Origin of the sequence: Tetragenococcus halophilus, from assembly GCF_001712815.1 — a bacterium.
GTDB lineage: Bacteria > Bacillota > Bacilli > Lactobacillales > Enterococcaceae > Tetragenococcus > Tetragenococcus halophilus.
In genome coordinates, this window is record NZ_CP012047.1 from 827,629 (window position 1) to 843,602 (window position 15,974).

Below are 15,974 nucleotides of genomic sequence, written 5' to 3' on the forward strand. Positions count from 1 at the left end.
AGGTGTTCGTGCAAAAAAGCAAAACACTATAAATTTTCTTCAATAGAGCGATAAATCGCTTGGCCGACACCGGAAGCGACATTGGTATCTGTCGTATATTTGGCGTATTCTTTTACTTCTGGCAAACCATTATCCATCGCAAAACTAACACCTGCTGTTTGGATCATGCTAACATCGTTTAGATTATCACCAATTGTCATGACTTCATCTAAAGAAATACCGCGTTCTTTTGCTATATGAGCGACCGCGATGCCTTTTTGTGCTAAGCGATGGTTGATTTCCAAATTATTTTGTCCAGATGAAGTGACAAATAAATTTTCAAAACTTTCATCTACAATACGAGCAGCAGGGCCTAAAAATGCCGCGCCATCCCTATGGAAACAAATAATTTTTAAGACGATAATATCTTCTTGATGCATCACTTCACGGATACTGTCGACAAAATGGATAGGTAAAAATTCAAGACGTGCAGTGGACATGGCGATTGCCATTTTACGCGTTAAATGGGGCATTGCTTCGGCTACTATGGTAGCAAAATTTTCAATACGTCGTTCTTTACTTTGCGAAAAAGTTCCTTTGTTAGTTGAAATTTCGCAGTAAATGTCTTCTTTTTCTAAGAGATCTAAAACTTTATCTGCTGTTTCTACATCAATCGGCTCCATAAACATAGAGTTCCCTGCTTTATCAAAAACCTGAGCGCCGTTAAGCGTAATCATCGCACAATCGATTCCTGCTTCTTTTAGTGAGGGAAGTGCTTCAAAACGGTTTCGACCTGTAGCCACCATAAATTCCACCCCTTGTGTTTGGGCATATTTAATTGCTGCTACGTTTTTTTCAGGAATTTGCATATTTGCATCAAGCAAAGTGCCGTCCATATCTGAAGCTATTAGCTTAATCATATATTTGTTCCTTTCATCCTAGGCAAGTAAAAAATCTACGAAAGTCCATTCGCAAAACGACTTTACATTGCCGCTTCTTCTTTTTATACAATTTCAGTTTACCATATTCTTATTAGAATTTCTTAGCTAGAAAAAAGTTTTTTAGTAAAAAAATGTGTCTTTACTTGTAGCCAGACAATTTCTGAGATATCCTTAAAAATAAGGAGGATTTATTTCAAATGAAGACGATCATCAATAATAGTTGGCAAGATATTTTAGCTGATGAGTTCCAAAAGCCATACTATAAAGATTTACGTGAATTTTTAAAAGAAGAATATGCGAGTCAGAAAATTCATCCTGATATGTATCATATTTTTGAGGCTTTACAGATAACGCCTTATGAAAAGGTGAAAATCGTTATTTTAGGTCAAGATCCTTATCACGGCCCAAATCAAGCACACGGTTTATCTTTTTCCGTGCAGCCGGGTGTGAAAGTACCACCTTCTTTACAAAATATTTATAAAGAATTAGAAAGTGACTTAGGCATTTCGCCGGTAGATCATGGATATTTAGTGCCTTGGGCCAAACAAGGGGTTTTATTATTAAATACGGTTTTAACCGTACGAGAAGGCCAAGCTTATTCACACCGAGGAAAAGGTTGGGAACGTTTGACCGATAAAGTCATTGAAAAATTAAATGAACGTCAAGATCCTGTGATATTTATTCTATGGGGAAAACCTGCACAAAAGAAGATTTCTATGATCGACACAAGCAAACATGTGATTATTAAATCTGTTCATCCTAGCCCGTTATCTGCTCACCGTGGCTTTTTTGGGTCAAAACCTTTTTCTCAAGCCAATAACGCGCTTATCGCTTTAGGTAAAGAACCTATTGATTGGCGATTACCACAAAAAGTATAACAGATTGAAAGCCGTAATATAGCAGTTCATCTTTTCAAATTAAGCAAATGTTTAAAAGGTGTTTTTTTATTAATACAGAAAGAAGCCCTGTTTTTTTCCGCTGTTATAGTGTATGATGAAGAGGTAAATAAAATCTGGAGGGAACCAATTCATGGAATTATTTGATAGTCTGAAATTTAAAATTGTTCGTCGTGGAATCAAAATCGCTTTTCCTGAAGCATCAGATACTCGTATTTTAAGTGCTGTAGCTCGTTTAAGAGGGGAAGAATTGATTGAACCAGTCTTGATCGGAAAGCAAAGTGAAATTGAAACGGCCGCAGCTACTCGGGGAATCAATATTTCTAATATGACGATTTATGATCCAGACAATTGTAAGCGCTGGGAACAAATTGTAGAAGCATTTTTGGAACGTCGTAAAGGAAAAGCGACTCGTGAGCAGGCAGAAGAAATCCTAAAAGATGAAAACTATTTTGGCACAATGTTGACTTATATGGGAATCACCGATGGTTTAGTATCCGGCGCGATTCATGCTACTGGTGATACAGTACGTCCAGCTTTGCAAATCATTAAAACCAAACCTGGTGTAAGTCGTACAAGCGGTGCGTTTTTGATGATGCGCGGAAATGAACAAGAAAAATATATCTTTTCAGATTGTGCGATTAATATTGCCCCTGAACCCAAAGAATTAGCAGAAATTGCTGTTGAATCAGCTAAAACAGCGGAAATGTTTGATATTGATCCGCGTGTGGCAATGTTAAGCTTTTCAACGAAAGGCTCTGCGCACGGCCCGCAATCAGACGCGACGATTGAAGCGACGAAATTGGCAAAAGATTTAGCTCCCGAGCTACCAATTGACGGTGAGTTGCAATTTGATTCGGCTTATATTCAAACAGTGGCTCAACTAAAAGCTCCTGAATCTGATGTTGCAGGCAAAGCGAATGTTTTTGTTTTTCCTGATTTACAATCTGGAAACATCGGCTATAAGATTGCACAGCGCTTAGGTAACTTTGAAGCGATTGGCCCAATTTTACAAGGCTTAAACAAGCCGGTTTCTGATTTGTCTCGTGGCTGTAATGAAGAAGATGTTTATAAGCTAGCAATTATTACTGCAGGTCAATCATTGATGAATTAAAAAAGTATTTTTTAAAGCTAAAAAAGTTGGTTGAAGTTAGCGCCGACTCTTTTAGCTTTTTTGAATTGAAATCTTCATCATTTTACAATTATGGATTCATTACTACTTAGCAGTAGACTGTAAAATCTTTGCCATTTTTTATTAAAGCAGCTATACTAGCCATTGATTGAAAGGAAGTGAAAAAGGTGATCACTTTACAAAACCTACAAGCCACAGAAGCATTCGCTATAGTCATTGGTGAAGTAGCCAAAGCAAGCGATAATTTAATCTTGACCGGAGATTTAGGCGCTGGTAAAACAACCTTAACAAAGGGAATCGCTAAAGGCTTGGAAATTAAACAAACGATTAAAAGTCCCACTTATACAATTATTCGAGAATATCCTAATGGAAGACTACCTTTGTATCATATGGATGTCTATCGGATTGATTCAGGTGCTTGGGATTTAGGCTTAGATGAATATTTTGAAGGTGATGGCCTTTGTGTAATTGAGTGGGGGAAACAATTAGAAGATGCAGTCCCATTAGATTATTTAGAACTTACTATTGAAAAAGATTCGGATGATGAAAATAAACGTACAGTAGTATTGCAGGCATTTGGTGAGCAAGCCGAAGATTTCAAAAAAAGAATTGAGAAAAGATGGGAGCTGTAAAATGTCTGAAGAAGTAGATGTTAATATCCGGGAAGCATTAGCCGAAGATGCTGAGCAAATAGTAAAAGTTTCGCAAACTATCGGCAAACAAACGGAATTTTTAGTCATGGACGAACATGGCATGGATTTACCGATTCATTTATTAGAAAATCAGCTTGAAACAATTTACGAGAGTGATAAGCAATTGCTTTTGGTCGCAGAAGTAGAGGGGCGAATTGTGGGAACTGCTTCTGTCAGAACAAGTGAAGAAAAACGCATCTCACATATTGGCGAAGTAGGTATCTCAATTTTACAGGATTACTGGGGCATAGGCTTAGGTAGTGTTTTATTAGAAGAGTTGATCGATTGGTCCCAACAAACTGGACAGATTCGCCGCTTAGAGTTAACCGTACAAAAACAAAATAGCCGTGCAAGCCATCTTTATGAAAAATATGGTTTTCAAACCGAAGCTGTATTAGAGCGCGGCGCTATTGGTGACGATGGACGCTTTTTGGATGTGTTGCTAATGAGTAAGATGATTGATTCTGCAAGCTAAATCGAATAAAGAAACACGGAGTCTTTCCTCAAAAACACTATAATAAAAGGCAAGAGCCCAATTGATGAGCTTTTGCCTTTTATTTTGCTGTTACTAATTTTTTAAAGGGTTCAGTACCAAAGTACTTTTCTTCTTCTAGTAAAATATTTGCGCAAGCACGACTATCAGCTAGTGCGTCGTGATGATTATCCAGTGGAATATGCAAAAAGTCACACATCGTATTCAAACGATGGTTACTGATTTCAGGATAAAGTTTGCGACTCGTCTTGACGGTACATAATGATAAAAATCGGGCAGGTTCTAAATTATAATAGTTTAAACAACCTGCTAGTACGCTATTATCAAAGCCAGCGTTATGTGCTACAACGAGATTATTTTCTTGAAAGTAAGGATGGATTGTTTGCCAAATTTCAGGAAATTTTGGTGCATCGGCAACATCTTCTGGATGAATGCCGTGAATTTGCATGTTTTTCCAGAAAAACTTTGTTTCCGGTTTAATTAAGGTATAATATTCGTCTACGATTTGGCTATTTTCTACCATGACTAAAGCTAGTGAACAAGCACTGTGTCTTTGGTAGTTAGCTGTTTCAAAATCCATTGCGATAAAATTCATTTGCTATACATCTCCTATTAAAGGGCTGGTATGTTCCCTTTGAATACACCCCTACATTTTAGCACCAATTCAGTTCTCCTTCAAATTTTCTGACATGAGAAAGCAGACTATATAAGTTTTGTTTTATCGCAAAATACGTTAATATAAAAACAAATGAAAATTTGGAGGATAAGAGATGAAAGTGGGCGTTTTAGGTCTAGGAAATATTGCGCAAAAAGCTTATTTGCCTGTTTATACGCAGATGCAAGATCAAGCAGCGTTTTATTTTGCGACTAGAAATAAAGAAGTACAAAAAAAGCTGCAAGATAAGTATCATCTGCAGCATATGAATACATATTTGGATGATTTATTAGCAGAAGGAATCCAAGCCTGCTTTATTCACACAGCAACAAAAACGCATTATTCGTTGGTAAAAAAATGTTTAGAAAACGGTGTGGATGTATTTGTCGATAAACCTTTAAGTGAAGATATTGCCGAAGTAGAAGAACTATTAAATCTAGCCAAAGAGAAACAACGAATTTTAATGATAGGGTTCAATCGTCGATTCGCTCCTATGGTAGAAAGATTGAACCAGCAAAAGTTTAAGCGTATGTTATTTTTGGAAAAGAACCAACTAGCCAATTCTGAAGAGACGACCTTTGAAATTTTTGATGTCTTTTTACATTTGGTCGATACGGCAATTTATCTCTTAGATGATCCAGTTCAAACATTTTACAGTGATATCCGTGAAACTAAGCAACATTTAGAGACAGCTTTGCTTAAGTTAGAAACAAAACAATCGACAGCGATTTTAAGTATGGATACTAAAAGTGGCAGTAATCAGGAAAATTACCAAGTAACTACCGAAGAAGGCATTCATCGTTTAACAAATTTAACAAAATATATCACGCAAAAAGAAGATATAGAGCAAATGGAAACTTTTGGTGATTGGGAAAATACTTTGGTAAAGCGTGGGTTTTATCCAATGGTTCAAGCTTTTCTCAAGGCTTTAAAGACGCGATCAACGACGGATTTACGTCAGGAAAATGTCTATGATAGTCATAAAATTTGCGCGGAAATATTAAAACAAGTTGAAAAAAGTAGAATGCACTAAACTATCAGTAGTCAGTTCGCTAAGAACGTGATAGAATGAGTAAGATGTTTGGAAAAAGGAGAAGTTCTCGGTGGATAAAGAAAAATTAGTACAACAATTTCCTGCGATTAATTTATTGATAGATGAACCTTTAAAATATTATACATTTACAAAAACGGGTGGACCGGCTGATGTTTTAGCTTTTCCGGAAACTGCTGAAGAAGCTGAAGAATTAGTTTTGTATTGTCGTAATCATGACATTCCCTGGCTAGTTTTAGGAAATGCTAGTAACTTAATTGTTCGTGATGGCGGTATCCGTGGTCTTGTTATTATGCTTTTGTCGATGGACCAAATTAAAGTTACTGATGATACAGTTGAAGTGCAAGCAGGTGCGCGTTTAATAGATACCAGTTATGCAGCGCTTGATGCGTCTTTAAGTGGTTTAGAATTTGCTTGCGGTATTCCTGGCAGTGTAGGTGGCGCAGTTTTTATGAATGCTGGTGCATATGGCGGTGAGATAAAAGATGTATTTGCTTCTAGTGATGTTTTGATGCCAGATGGTACCGTGCAAACTTTTTCTAACCAAGATATGGATTTTAGCTATCGAAATAGCATCATTCAAGTTCGTCATGGCATCATTTTAAATGCGCGTTTTTCTCTACAAGAAGGACAGCATCATTTTATCAAAGAACGTATGGACGAGTTGACTTATTTACGAGAATCTAAACAACCCTTAGAATACCCCTCTTGTGGAAGTGTCTTCAAACGCCCCCCTGGTCATTTTACAGGACAATTAATCCAAGAGGCTGGTCTACAAGGATTACAATGGGGCGGCGCGCAGGTTTCTAATAAACACGCCGGTTTTATTATTAACCTAGACGGTGCAACAGCTACGGATTATGTAGAACTGATCGGTCATATCCAAGAAGTAATTAAAGAAAAATTTGATGTTGACTTGCAAACCGAGGTAAGAATTATCGGAGAAGAAGTCAATGAGACAATGGTTGATAAAAATCAGAAATAGTAGTTAATTTAAGATATGAGAAGATCCATAGAAGTTCGCCTATTTGTGCAAATTTCTATGGATTTTTTGCTTTCAGTATTGCCACGTAATAAAAAAGAATAGAAAAGTTTAGAAAAAATGCTGATATTGTGCAAAAATTAACTATTTGGTATTTTGGTTTAAAAAAAGTCGTCTATCTAATTAAATAAAATCCTTTATTTAAAAGTTGAAGAGAGGTATAGGTTCTTTTTGTCAATTATATTGTGGAGTAACTTAAGTTATTATATAATAACTTTGAAAGCGGTATAACTAACCATATTTTTTATAATGTTTTTAACTATGGCACTTTAATCTAAATATCATAATTAGTAAAGGAGGAATATTAGTAAGAACAATTTTAAATAATATGAAAAATAGCATGATTTAAAAACTTATTTAATGGGAGTAACTATCATAGGCTTAACCTAATTTTTCATCTAAAACTGAAAAATTAGGTTTTTTGGCATGTATTTTAGCGACGGGGAATAACTAAAATTTTCAAGGAGGAAAAAAATGGATATACAAGTAACTGCTTTTGGTGCTGTAACAGGTTTAATTATTGCTATTATTTTGATTTTTATCAAGACACCACCAGTATATGGACTTTTTATCGGAGCATTAGCAGGAGGACTCTTAGGAGGAGCAAGTTTAGCTGAAACGATTGAGTTGATGATAAACGGAGCACAAGACATGGTTACAGCTATTTTGAGGATTTTGGCTGCAGGTATTTTAGCTGGTGTTTTAATCGAAACAGGGGGCGCGGAATCAATTGCTCGGACAATTATCAATAAAATTGGTGAAACAAAAGCACTTTTTGCACTAGCTTTAGCAACAATGATTTTAACTACAGTTGGCGTTTTTATTGATATATCAGTTATTACAGTTGCTCCCATTGCATTAATCATTGCTAAAAATGCTAACATTAGTAAAACAGCCATTTTATTAGCTATGATTGGTGGCGGAAAAGCAGGTAATGTTATGTCTCCTAATCCTAATACAATAGCACTATCCGACGCTTTTGCGACACCGCTAACTTCTGTCATGCTTGCTGGAGTAATCCCTGCTTTTGTGGCTTTATTTATTACTTATTTCTTGGCTAAACGATTAACGAAAAAAGGCGTAGGAGTAACTTTGGAGGACACTGATGAAGACAAAAGATCTGAATTAGAGTTACCGAGTTTTATGACAGCGCTATCCGGTCCCTTAGTAGCTGTTATTTTACTTTCGTTAAGACCAATATTTGGTATTGAAATTGATCCTATGATTGCTTTACCATTAGGTGGTGTCACAGGTTCAGTTATTATGGGACGCTTTAAAGGAATTATAGGACAAGCGACTTTTGGGTTAAGTAAAATGTCTAATGTTGCAGTGCTATTAATTGGGACTGGTTTGATTGCCGGAGTGATCACAAATTCGACATTAGGCGATGTTTTAATTAATTTTATTTCTGATTTGGGTTTACCTGTTTATTTACTGGCACCATTAGCAGGTATTCTTATGTCAGGTGCAACCGCTTCTACAACTTCAGGGGCAATTGTTGCTGGTCAAGTTTTCAGCAGCACATTACTAGAATCTGGCGTTTCAGGTATTGCCGGTGCAGCTATGGTTCATGCCGGTGCTACAGTATTAGACCATATGCCACATGGAAGTTTCTTCCATGCAACAGGTGGGAGCGTTCAAATGAAATTTAAGGATAGGTTGAAACTCATTCCTTATGAAACATTGGTTGGTCTAACTATTACAATTGTTTCGGTTGTTATTTTTGGAATGATAGGATAACTTTATAAAAACAGAAAGGAACTAAAAGATGAAAATTGTGATCGCACCAGATTCATTTAAAGAAAGTATGACATCTTTAGAAGCAGCAACGGCTATTGAAAAGGGCTTTAAAAAAGTATTGCCAAATGAAGAATATTTAAAAGTTCCAATGGCAGATGGCGGAGAAGGAACAGTACAATCGATTATTGATGCTACAGGAGGCAGTTTTAAGACAGAGACTGTAAAAGGACCATTAGGAGAATCTTTGAAAGCACAGTATGGATTAACGGGTGATAAAAAAGTGGCAGTGATTGAAATGGCAGCTTCTTCAGGCCTGGATAAAGTAGAGCCAAGCGACCGTAATCCTTTAAAAACCTCGACATATGGTTTTGGTGAGTTAATACATTCAGCTTTAGATGAAGGGGTTGAAGAGATCATCCTAGGTATCGGCGGAAGCGCTACTAACGACGGTGGTGCTGGAATGATTATGAGTCTAGGTGGAAAACTTTTAGATAAAAATGAAAAAAATATCTTTCCGACTGGAGAAGGACTGAAAGAACTTCAATTTATAGATGTTTCTAACATACATTCTCGTATTAAAGATGTTACTTTTAGGGTTGCGTGTGATGTAGATAATCCTTTAACAGGTCCAAATGGTGCTTCTTACATTTATGGGCCGCAAAAAGGTGGCGATTCGAAAATGCTTGAACAATTGGATAAAAATCTAGTTCACTACGCAGAGATTGTCAAAAAACAAATGGGAAAAGATATTGATTCACCAGCAGGAGCAGGCGCTGCAGGTGGATTAGGAGCTGGTTTATTAGGTTTTTTAGATGCCAAGTTACAAAGAGGTGGAGATTTACTAGTTGAAATGTTGAGTCTTGAAGATGCATTAAAAGATGCTGCACTTTTAATAACGGGAGAAGGTAGTATTAATCATCAGACGCGCTTTGGAAAAACGCCTGTAGCTGTTTCTCATATCGGAAAGAAGTTGGGCATCCCTACGATTGCTTTGGCTGGTAGTTTAAATGAAGGATATGAATCAATTTATAAAGAGGGAATTGATGCTGCGTTTAGTATTATTCCTCAACTTTCTTCTCTAGAAACAGTTTTAGCCAATGGAAAAGAAAATGTGGAAACTTTAGCTACAAATATAGCGACAATTATAAAATTATCACGTTCATTATAAATATATTTAACATAAAGCAACGTTCTCCAAAAAATCTTGGTTGAACGTTGCTATTTTTTATATTTTCTTAGAAGAAGCCGTTTCGGAGGGATCCTAATTCCAGTCTAGTTCGATTGAGAGCGTTCTGATGTAAGTGACTTTAATAAATTTGTTCGATACCAACGAAATACGTATTCTCCCCAGTCTTTTTTAGAAAGATTTTTTGTTTTAGTCGGATTGATAAGATCAAAGTTTTCACATTCTAAAATAATATCAGTTAAGTACCCTTTATCAGACGGGACTAATAACGATAAGAAAGGCGCACGAAATGTTTTAATTTTATTAATCAGTGCGTCATCAAGAAGCGTTGCTTTATATCTTTCTTTCGTTCGAATGTCTTCGAAGTAGATTTTATTTTCCAATTCAATAGGACGAAATAAGCTTATTACAAAAGAAGCTGGCCAAGTAGCAATTCTATTTTTTTCTCTTTCTGAAGGAAACCAATCCAACATTTTTTGGAATATTTTTTTACCTGTGGTTTCTGTCAATAAATAATAATCGCGAGTTAATTCACAGTAGTCTTGATAAGAATAACGAAACGCAGAAATTTGCTGTACTTCTTCTATTTGCTTTTGTGGAAAATAATACTTTTTAACAAAATCTGGTGCTTTTTTAGCCCAGTTACCATTCTCTGCATATTCAATCAGCACTTTCATTACAGCTAAAAACATCACGTATTTATCCATGTCAGGATAACTGTCCATCTTCTCTTTGAGCCTGCGACCTATGACATCATCAAAGGGATTTCCTTCCTTTTCTTCAAATAGCTTTCTCTTTTCTTTTTCTGTCTTCTTCATTTTATTCTTCCTTTCCATATTTTTGTTTATATTAGCATGATGAAGGTGCGAACGTTCTCATAAAGTAAGTCGATTTTTGGTAGTATTATCAGAAATGGAAATAATTTCTGATGGAATAATAAATGAAGCGACTCGTTCGAACAGTATTACAAAAAATAAGAAAAAGATAGTTTGGAAAATAAAGACTAGATCATATTTTTTTATTTCCAATGAAACCATTTTCAAACTAAAAGTTTTGTGCTATTATATTTTTGAATCGATTCAAAAATATATAAAAAGAAAGCGTGAAAAAATTGTCTATGACTGAAAAAATCTCCAAATGGTTGATGCCTTTTGCTTCAAAAATGGCAAATCAGCGTCATTTAGTAGCAATACGTGATAGTTTTGTAGATATTAGCCCTATTATTATCGCCAATTCTTTATTTATTTTGTTGAATGCGCTTATTTTTTCAAATGAAACGGTGAATGAATATGTCGATTTGTCTTCTTTGTCCGATTTAGCATTAATGGTAAATAACGGGACATTAGGGATAATGACAATATTTGTTACCTTTTTAATCGGTTATCGCATGACAAGTCACTATATTTCAACCGGAAAAATTAAACGAGAAAATCTTAGTGAACTACATGCGGGGATTTTAAGCTTAGCGATTGCTATGATTATGTTTCCTTTATTTAACGAAGCTACGCTGGTTGATTCGGAAGAAACAGTAGAAGTGACAGGAGTTTATTTACAATCACTGACTTCTTCTGGCGGCATGTTTGTTGGAATTATTGCTGCGTTATTAGGAACGGAATTATTGGTGAGGTTATCAAACAAGAAAAAATTACGTATAAAAATGCCGGACGGTGTACCTCCAGCTGTTGCAGGTTCATTTAATGCGTTAATTCCCGAGTGTTTAACGATCGCTATCTTTGCGGTTGTAACTTTTGCTATTGTCAAAGGAACAGGGCAATCCGTTCCAGATATCATCCAATTAATTATTTCTGTTCCATTACAAAAAGCTATGGAGAGCCCAGTTGGTTTGTTTGTTGTCCAAATATTTACACAAGTCTTATGGTTCTTTGGCTTGCATGGGCAAAATATTGTTTCTTCTGTTACCTCTCCACCAATGCTAACAGCAATTCAACAAAATGTAGATGCGTTCAATGTTGGAGATGCCATCCCTAACATTGTTACAAACCCTTGGATTGGTATGTATACGTTATTCGGTGGAACTGGCGCAATATTACCTATGTTAATAGCAATTGTATGGGTCTCTAAACGAAAAGATTATAAAAATATCGCTAAAATAGGCTTATTACCAAGTTTTTTCAATGTCTCAGAACCCATTATGTTTGGCCTTCCTGTTGTAATGAATCCTTACTTGGCGATACCTTTTATTGGTGTACCACTTGTTAATCTAGCTATTGCGTATCCTTTAACTGTTTTAGGACTTGTGGGAAGAAGTGTAGTTATTCCACCATGGGTGTTACCTCCTATTATTACAACTTGGGTAACTACAGCTGGAGATATTCCGGCAACTTTGCTTTCAGTTGTTTTATTTATTCTGGATATTTTCTTATATATGCCATTTATACTTGCGGCTAATCGTGGAATGCAGGAGAATATAGAGTAAATGATAATAGAAAAGAGGATCAGACCTTATGGCCACTATACAAGAAGTTGCAAAGTTAGCCAATGTTTCTGTTGGTAGTGTTTCTCGTTATCTAAACGGGCATAAGTTGAAAGATGCAAATATGAAACAAATTGAAGCAGCTATTCAAAAACTCGATTATCAACAAAATTATTCTGCCAAAGGATTAAAAAGTAATCGGACAATGTCTATTGGTTTGTTAATGAATAACGCACAAAGCATATTTTCAGCAGCCATGATTGCTACTTTAGCTGATGAATTAGAAAAACTTGGTTACAGTATGTTATTTAGCGGTTTTCAAAAAAATAAAAGTCAATTAGGGACTAAACTTGATTTTTTACTTTCTCGTAAAGTAGATGGTCTGATTGTTTTTGAAGCTGAACAAGAGTGGCAAGAGACAAAAAAACTTAAAAATTTAGATATTCCTGTGGTTTCGATAAACACCCCGCTTGACTTTCCTAAAGTCGACTCAATTACCATGGATAATAGGGAAAGTACAAAATTGGTTGTAAAAAAAATGATTGCTTATGGACATAAAGAAATAGGGATTATTGCTGGTTTACAAAAAGACTACATTGCTAGAGAGCGACTAGAAGGAGCGCTCGAAGCGTTTAACGAGATGCAAGTTCCACTTGCAGGACATGCAAAGATATACTATGGAGATTATTCAAAAGAAAGTGGTTATGTAGGTGTAAATAAGCTCTTAAAACAGCAAACTAGCGCTATTTTTGTCTGTAATTACAATATGTCGCTAGGTGCATTACAAGCAATCTCTGAAAAAGAAATACAATTAGGAGAAGAACTCTCTTTTGCAAGTTTTGATTATTTTGACGCAAGTGATATTTTTAAACCTAAGCTGACTGTTATTCGTCAGCCAGTGACTGATATAAGTTTGCTTGCTGCCGAACAAATCGTTAAAAAAATTCAAGAAGAAAATACAGTGGATGGCGAAAAGTTTGTCATACCCAATAAAATCTTATGGCGTGATTCAGTAAGGAGAATGGATAAGTAATGGCAAAAATACGCAAAGACATTGAAGAAAATTCAGCAGCTTTACAAGAAGAATACAACGAATTACCTCAGCAAATTACTGATAAATTAAAGTGGTTTTCTGATCAAAAAATTGGGGTGATTTTTCATTGGGGCTTGTATTCACAAGCAGGTATTGTAGAGTCTTGGCAACTCTCTAAAGAAGATGACTGGGCAAGAAAAAAAGGCGCATGGCGTGAAGACCTCTCTACTTTACGTAAGGATTATTGGTCATTGAGCCAAGTATTCAATCCAGAAAAATTTAACCCGCAGCATTGGGCAAAAATGGCAAAGATCGCTGGTTTTCGATATATGCTATTTACAACAAAACACCATGATGGTTTTAATATGTATGATACACAATATAGTGACTATAAAATAACAAATAGCGAAAGTACTTTTCACACAAATAAACATGCTGATATTTTAAAACACCTTATAAATGCTTTTCATAATGAAGGGATAGCTACTGGATTGTATTATTCTAAAGCTGATTGGCATTCGAATGATTATTGGAGAAAAGAAGAAGAACCTATAGGACGTTATGCTAGCTATAATCCACTAAAGGAGCCAAAAACGTGGGAAAAATTTAGTCAATATGTTGAAAATCAATTAACAGAATTAATTAAAAATTATGGTCCAATTGATATTTTATGGCTTGATGGTGGTTGGGTTAATACTGACCATAATGAATATTTACCCATGGATAAAATTGTGACTAAACTGCGAAAAATTCAGCCCGACTTATTAGTTGTAGATCGAGCAGTTGGTGGGAAATATGAAAATTATGTTACACCAGAAAGGAAAATCCCGGAGATTCCTCCTAAAAAAGCCTGGGAGAGTAATATCCCTCTAGCAAAAAATTGGGGGTATGTTCCTAATGATGAGTATAAAACATTTGAAGAAATTTTAAATTCTGTTATTCAAGTAGTAGCCTTAGGTGGTAACATTATCTTAGGTATTGGGCCTAAACCAGACGGAACTCTCCCTAAAAAGGCTCAAGAAATTATGAAAAAATTAGGTGAGTGGTTAAAAATTTATGGTAAAGGGATATATGAAACGCGTCCTTACGAAAGTTTCACGCAATCTGGTTGGTACTTTACTTATAAACAAAACAGTGTTTTTGCTTTTCACAAAAATACTGATGATACACTTTGTTTGAATTTGGCACAATTTCCAGCAAAAATAAAAAAGATCATTAATATGGAAACCAACCAAACACTTACAATGAACCAGCGAAAAGTTGTTGTTTTACAAAAATCACCTTTTGTAGGAGTACAAATAAAATTGGAGGAAAATTTATGAAAACATTCCCGAAAAATTTCTTATGGGGTTCAGCCACTTCTGCCCCGCAATCTGAAGGTCATAGTTCACAAAATGGTAAGTCTGCTACAACTTGGGATTATTGGTTTCAAACCAATCCGGAAAAATTCTACGAGAATCAAGGACCTGAAAATACGTCGAATATCTATGAAATGTATAAAAAAGATTGCCAGCGAATGAAAGAAGTTGGGCTTAATTCTTTTCGGACGTCTATTTCCTGGGCACGGCTTTTACCTGATGGCAAACATGTAAACCAGGAGGCAGTGGCTTTTTATCGCGATTATTTTGAACATATCCTTGCAGAAGGTGTTCAACCTATTATTAACTTATTTCATTTTGATATGCCGATGTGGCTAATGGAAAAGGGCGGTTGGGAAAGTCGTGAATCGGTGGATGCTTTTGCTTTTTATGCAAGAACGGCGTTTGAGTTGTTTGGAGACCTAATTGATCAATGGACAACCTTTAATGAACCCATCGTGCATATTGAATGTGGCTATTTAAATGGTGCTCATTATCCAGCTATTCATGATTTCAAAAAAGCAGTCCAAGTGGGTTACCATACCTTGATGGCTCACGTTTATGCCGTGCAAGCTTTTCGTGAAGTAAAGCCTAAAGGCAGTATCGGCATTATCTTAAATATTACTCCGGCTTATGCACGCAGCGCTGCACAAGCTGACCAAAAAGCCAAAGAAAATGCCGATTTATTAACGATGAAAAGTTTCTTAGATCCAGCAGTCAAAGGAGCTATACCTGAAGCTTTGGTGCAATTAATCAAAGGACATGAGCTAACCCCAGAAACGAACCCTTCTGATAAAGAAGTAATGAAAGAAAATACAGTAGATTTTATTGGCTTAAATTATTATCAGCCTTTACGCGTACAAGCACCTGAAAATCCACGTTTTCCTGCGCAAGATCCAGAGGACTTATATGCCCCTTATGACTGGCCAGAAAAAAGGATTAACCCTTATCGTGGCTGGGAGATTTATCCCAAAGCCATCTATGATGTGGCGATGATGATGAAAAATGAGTATGACAATTTCCCTTGGTATGTGAGCGAAAATGGTATGGGCGTTGCGAATGAGGAACGTTTTATGGATGAACAAGGCATGATTCAAGACGATTATCGCATTGATTTTATGAAAGAACACTTGGATTATCTTTATCAAGGGATTCAAGAAGGCAGTAATTGCTTTGGCTATCATACTTGGACCTTTATTGACTGCTGGTCATGGCTAAATGGCTATCGTAACCGTTATGGCTTTTATCGTTTGGAATTGGATAATAACTTTGAACGTCATTTGAAAAAAAGTGGGCTATGGTACAAAGAAGTCGCACAAAATAATGGGTATTAAGAAAAGAG

15 protein-coding genes are annotated in these 15,974 nt (G+C 35.9%); 12 read left to right on the forward strand and 3 right to left on the reverse strand.

The genetic code is table 11. From position 1 onward, the window contains the following. Window positions 1-26: 26 nt before the first annotated feature. A complete protein-coding gene (locus AC806_RS03935) occupies window positions 27-899 on the reverse strand; it encodes a Cof-type HAD-IIB family hydrolase (RefSeq protein ID WP_061841214.1) in 873 nt (290 codons plus the stop codon). 218 nt (window positions 900-1,117) lie between these two features. Between AC806_RS03935 and AC806_RS03940 the strand changes: the two genes are divergently transcribed. The 4 genes from AC806_RS03940 (at window position 1,118) to AC806_RS03955 (ending at window position 4,115) form a co-directional block, all read left to right on the forward strand. Beyond that, window positions 1,118-1,798, forward strand: coding sequence for a uracil-DNA glycosylase (locus AC806_RS03940; RefSeq protein WP_061841215.1), 681 nt, complete (start codon window positions 1,118-1,120; stop codon window positions 1,796-1,798). Window positions 1,799-1,949: 151 nt separating this feature from the next. After that, window positions 1,950-2,930 (forward strand): phosphate acetyltransferase, encoded by a 981-nt coding sequence (pta, locus tag AC806_RS03945; RefSeq protein WP_061841216.1) that lies wholly within the window; start codon window positions 1,950-1,952, stop codon window positions 2,928-2,930. Between the two features lie 185 nt (window positions 2,931-3,115). Further along, the gene (gene tsaE, locus AC806_RS03950; RefSeq protein ID WP_069028812.1) at window positions 3,116-3,580 is read left to right on the forward strand and encodes a tRNA (adenosine(37)-N6)-threonylcarbamoyltransferase complex ATPase subunit type 1 TsaE; all 465 of its coding nucleotides are present in this window, start codon (window positions 3,116-3,118) and stop codon (window positions 3,578-3,580) included. Between the two features lies 1 nt (window position 3,581). After that, window positions 3,582-4,115: a GNAT family N-acetyltransferase gene (locus AC806_RS03955; RefSeq protein WP_069028813.1), complete on the forward strand. Its 534-nt coding sequence runs from the start codon at window positions 3,582-3,584 to the stop codon at window positions 4,113-4,115. A gap of 79 nt (window positions 4,116-4,194) precedes the next feature. On the opposite strand, the gene AC806_RS03960 is transcribed toward AC806_RS03955, so the two are convergent. Next, window positions 4,195-4,728: a 3'-5' exonuclease gene (locus tag AC806_RS03960; protein ID WP_069028814.1), complete on the reverse strand. Its 534-nt coding sequence runs from the start codon at window positions 4,726-4,728 to the stop codon at window positions 4,195-4,197. Between the two features lie 175 nt (window positions 4,729-4,903). Here AC806_RS03960 and AC806_RS03965 point away from each other — a divergent pair, with 175 nt between their 5' ends. From AC806_RS03965 to AC806_RS03980, 4 genes are all read left to right on the forward strand, one after another. Further along, entirely contained in the window at window positions 4,904-5,821 is a 918-nt protein-coding gene (locus AC806_RS03965; RefSeq protein ID WP_069028815.1) for a Gfo/Idh/MocA family protein, read from the forward strand. 70 nt (window positions 5,822-5,891) lie between these two features. Further along, complete coding sequence (murB, locus tag AC806_RS03970) at window positions 5,892-6,824, forward strand: UDP-N-acetylmuramate dehydrogenase (RefSeq protein ID WP_069028816.1); 933 nt, start codon at window positions 5,892-5,894, stop codon at window positions 6,822-6,824. A gap of 531 nt (window positions 6,825-7,355) precedes the next feature. Further along, a complete protein-coding gene (locus tag AC806_RS03975) occupies window positions 7,356-8,621 on the forward strand; it encodes a GntP family permease (RefSeq protein ID WP_069028817.1) in 1,266 nt (421 codons plus the stop codon). Between the two features lie 28 nt (window positions 8,622-8,649). After that, on the forward strand, window positions 8,650-9,789 hold the full coding sequence (locus AC806_RS03980; protein ID WP_069028818.1) for a glycerate kinase: 1,140 nt from the start codon (window positions 8,650-8,652) through the stop codon (window positions 9,787-9,789). A gap of 104 nt (window positions 9,790-9,893) precedes the next feature. On the opposite strand, the gene AC806_RS03985 is transcribed toward AC806_RS03980, so the two are convergent. Beyond that, window positions 9,894-10,625, reverse strand: a complete 732-nt coding sequence (locus AC806_RS03985; protein ID WP_069028819.1) for a hypothetical protein — start codon at window positions 10,623-10,625, stop codon at window positions 9,894-9,896. A 299-nt stretch (window positions 10,626-10,924) separates the two neighbouring features. On the opposite strand from AC806_RS03985, the gene AC806_RS03995 reads away from it, so the two are divergent. The 4 genes from AC806_RS03995 to AC806_RS04010 are packed head-to-tail and all read left to right on the forward strand — an operon-like array spanning window position 10,925 to window position 15,966. Beyond that, on the forward strand, window positions 10,925-12,244 hold the full coding sequence (locus tag AC806_RS03995; RefSeq protein ID WP_069029381.1) for a PTS sugar transporter subunit IIC: 1,320 nt from the start codon (window positions 10,925-10,927) through the stop codon (window positions 12,242-12,244). A gap of 28 nt (window positions 12,245-12,272) precedes the next feature. After that, entirely contained in the window at window positions 12,273-13,274 is a 1,002-nt protein-coding gene (locus tag AC806_RS04000; RefSeq protein WP_069028821.1) for a LacI family DNA-binding transcriptional regulator, read from the forward strand. Next, window positions 13,274-14,596, forward strand: coding sequence for an alpha-L-fucosidase (locus AC806_RS04005; RefSeq protein WP_069028822.1), 1,323 nt, complete (start codon window positions 13,274-13,276; stop codon window positions 14,594-14,596). The genes AC806_RS04000 and AC806_RS04005 overlap by 1 nt, the downstream gene beginning before the upstream one ends. Continuing rightward, complete coding sequence (locus AC806_RS04010) at window positions 14,593-15,966, forward strand: glycoside hydrolase family 1 protein (protein WP_069028823.1); 1,374 nt, start codon at window positions 14,593-14,595, stop codon at window positions 15,964-15,966. The genes AC806_RS04005 and AC806_RS04010 overlap by 4 nt, the downstream gene beginning before the upstream one ends. The last annotated feature ends 8 nt before the right edge of the window (window positions 15,967-15,974 follow it).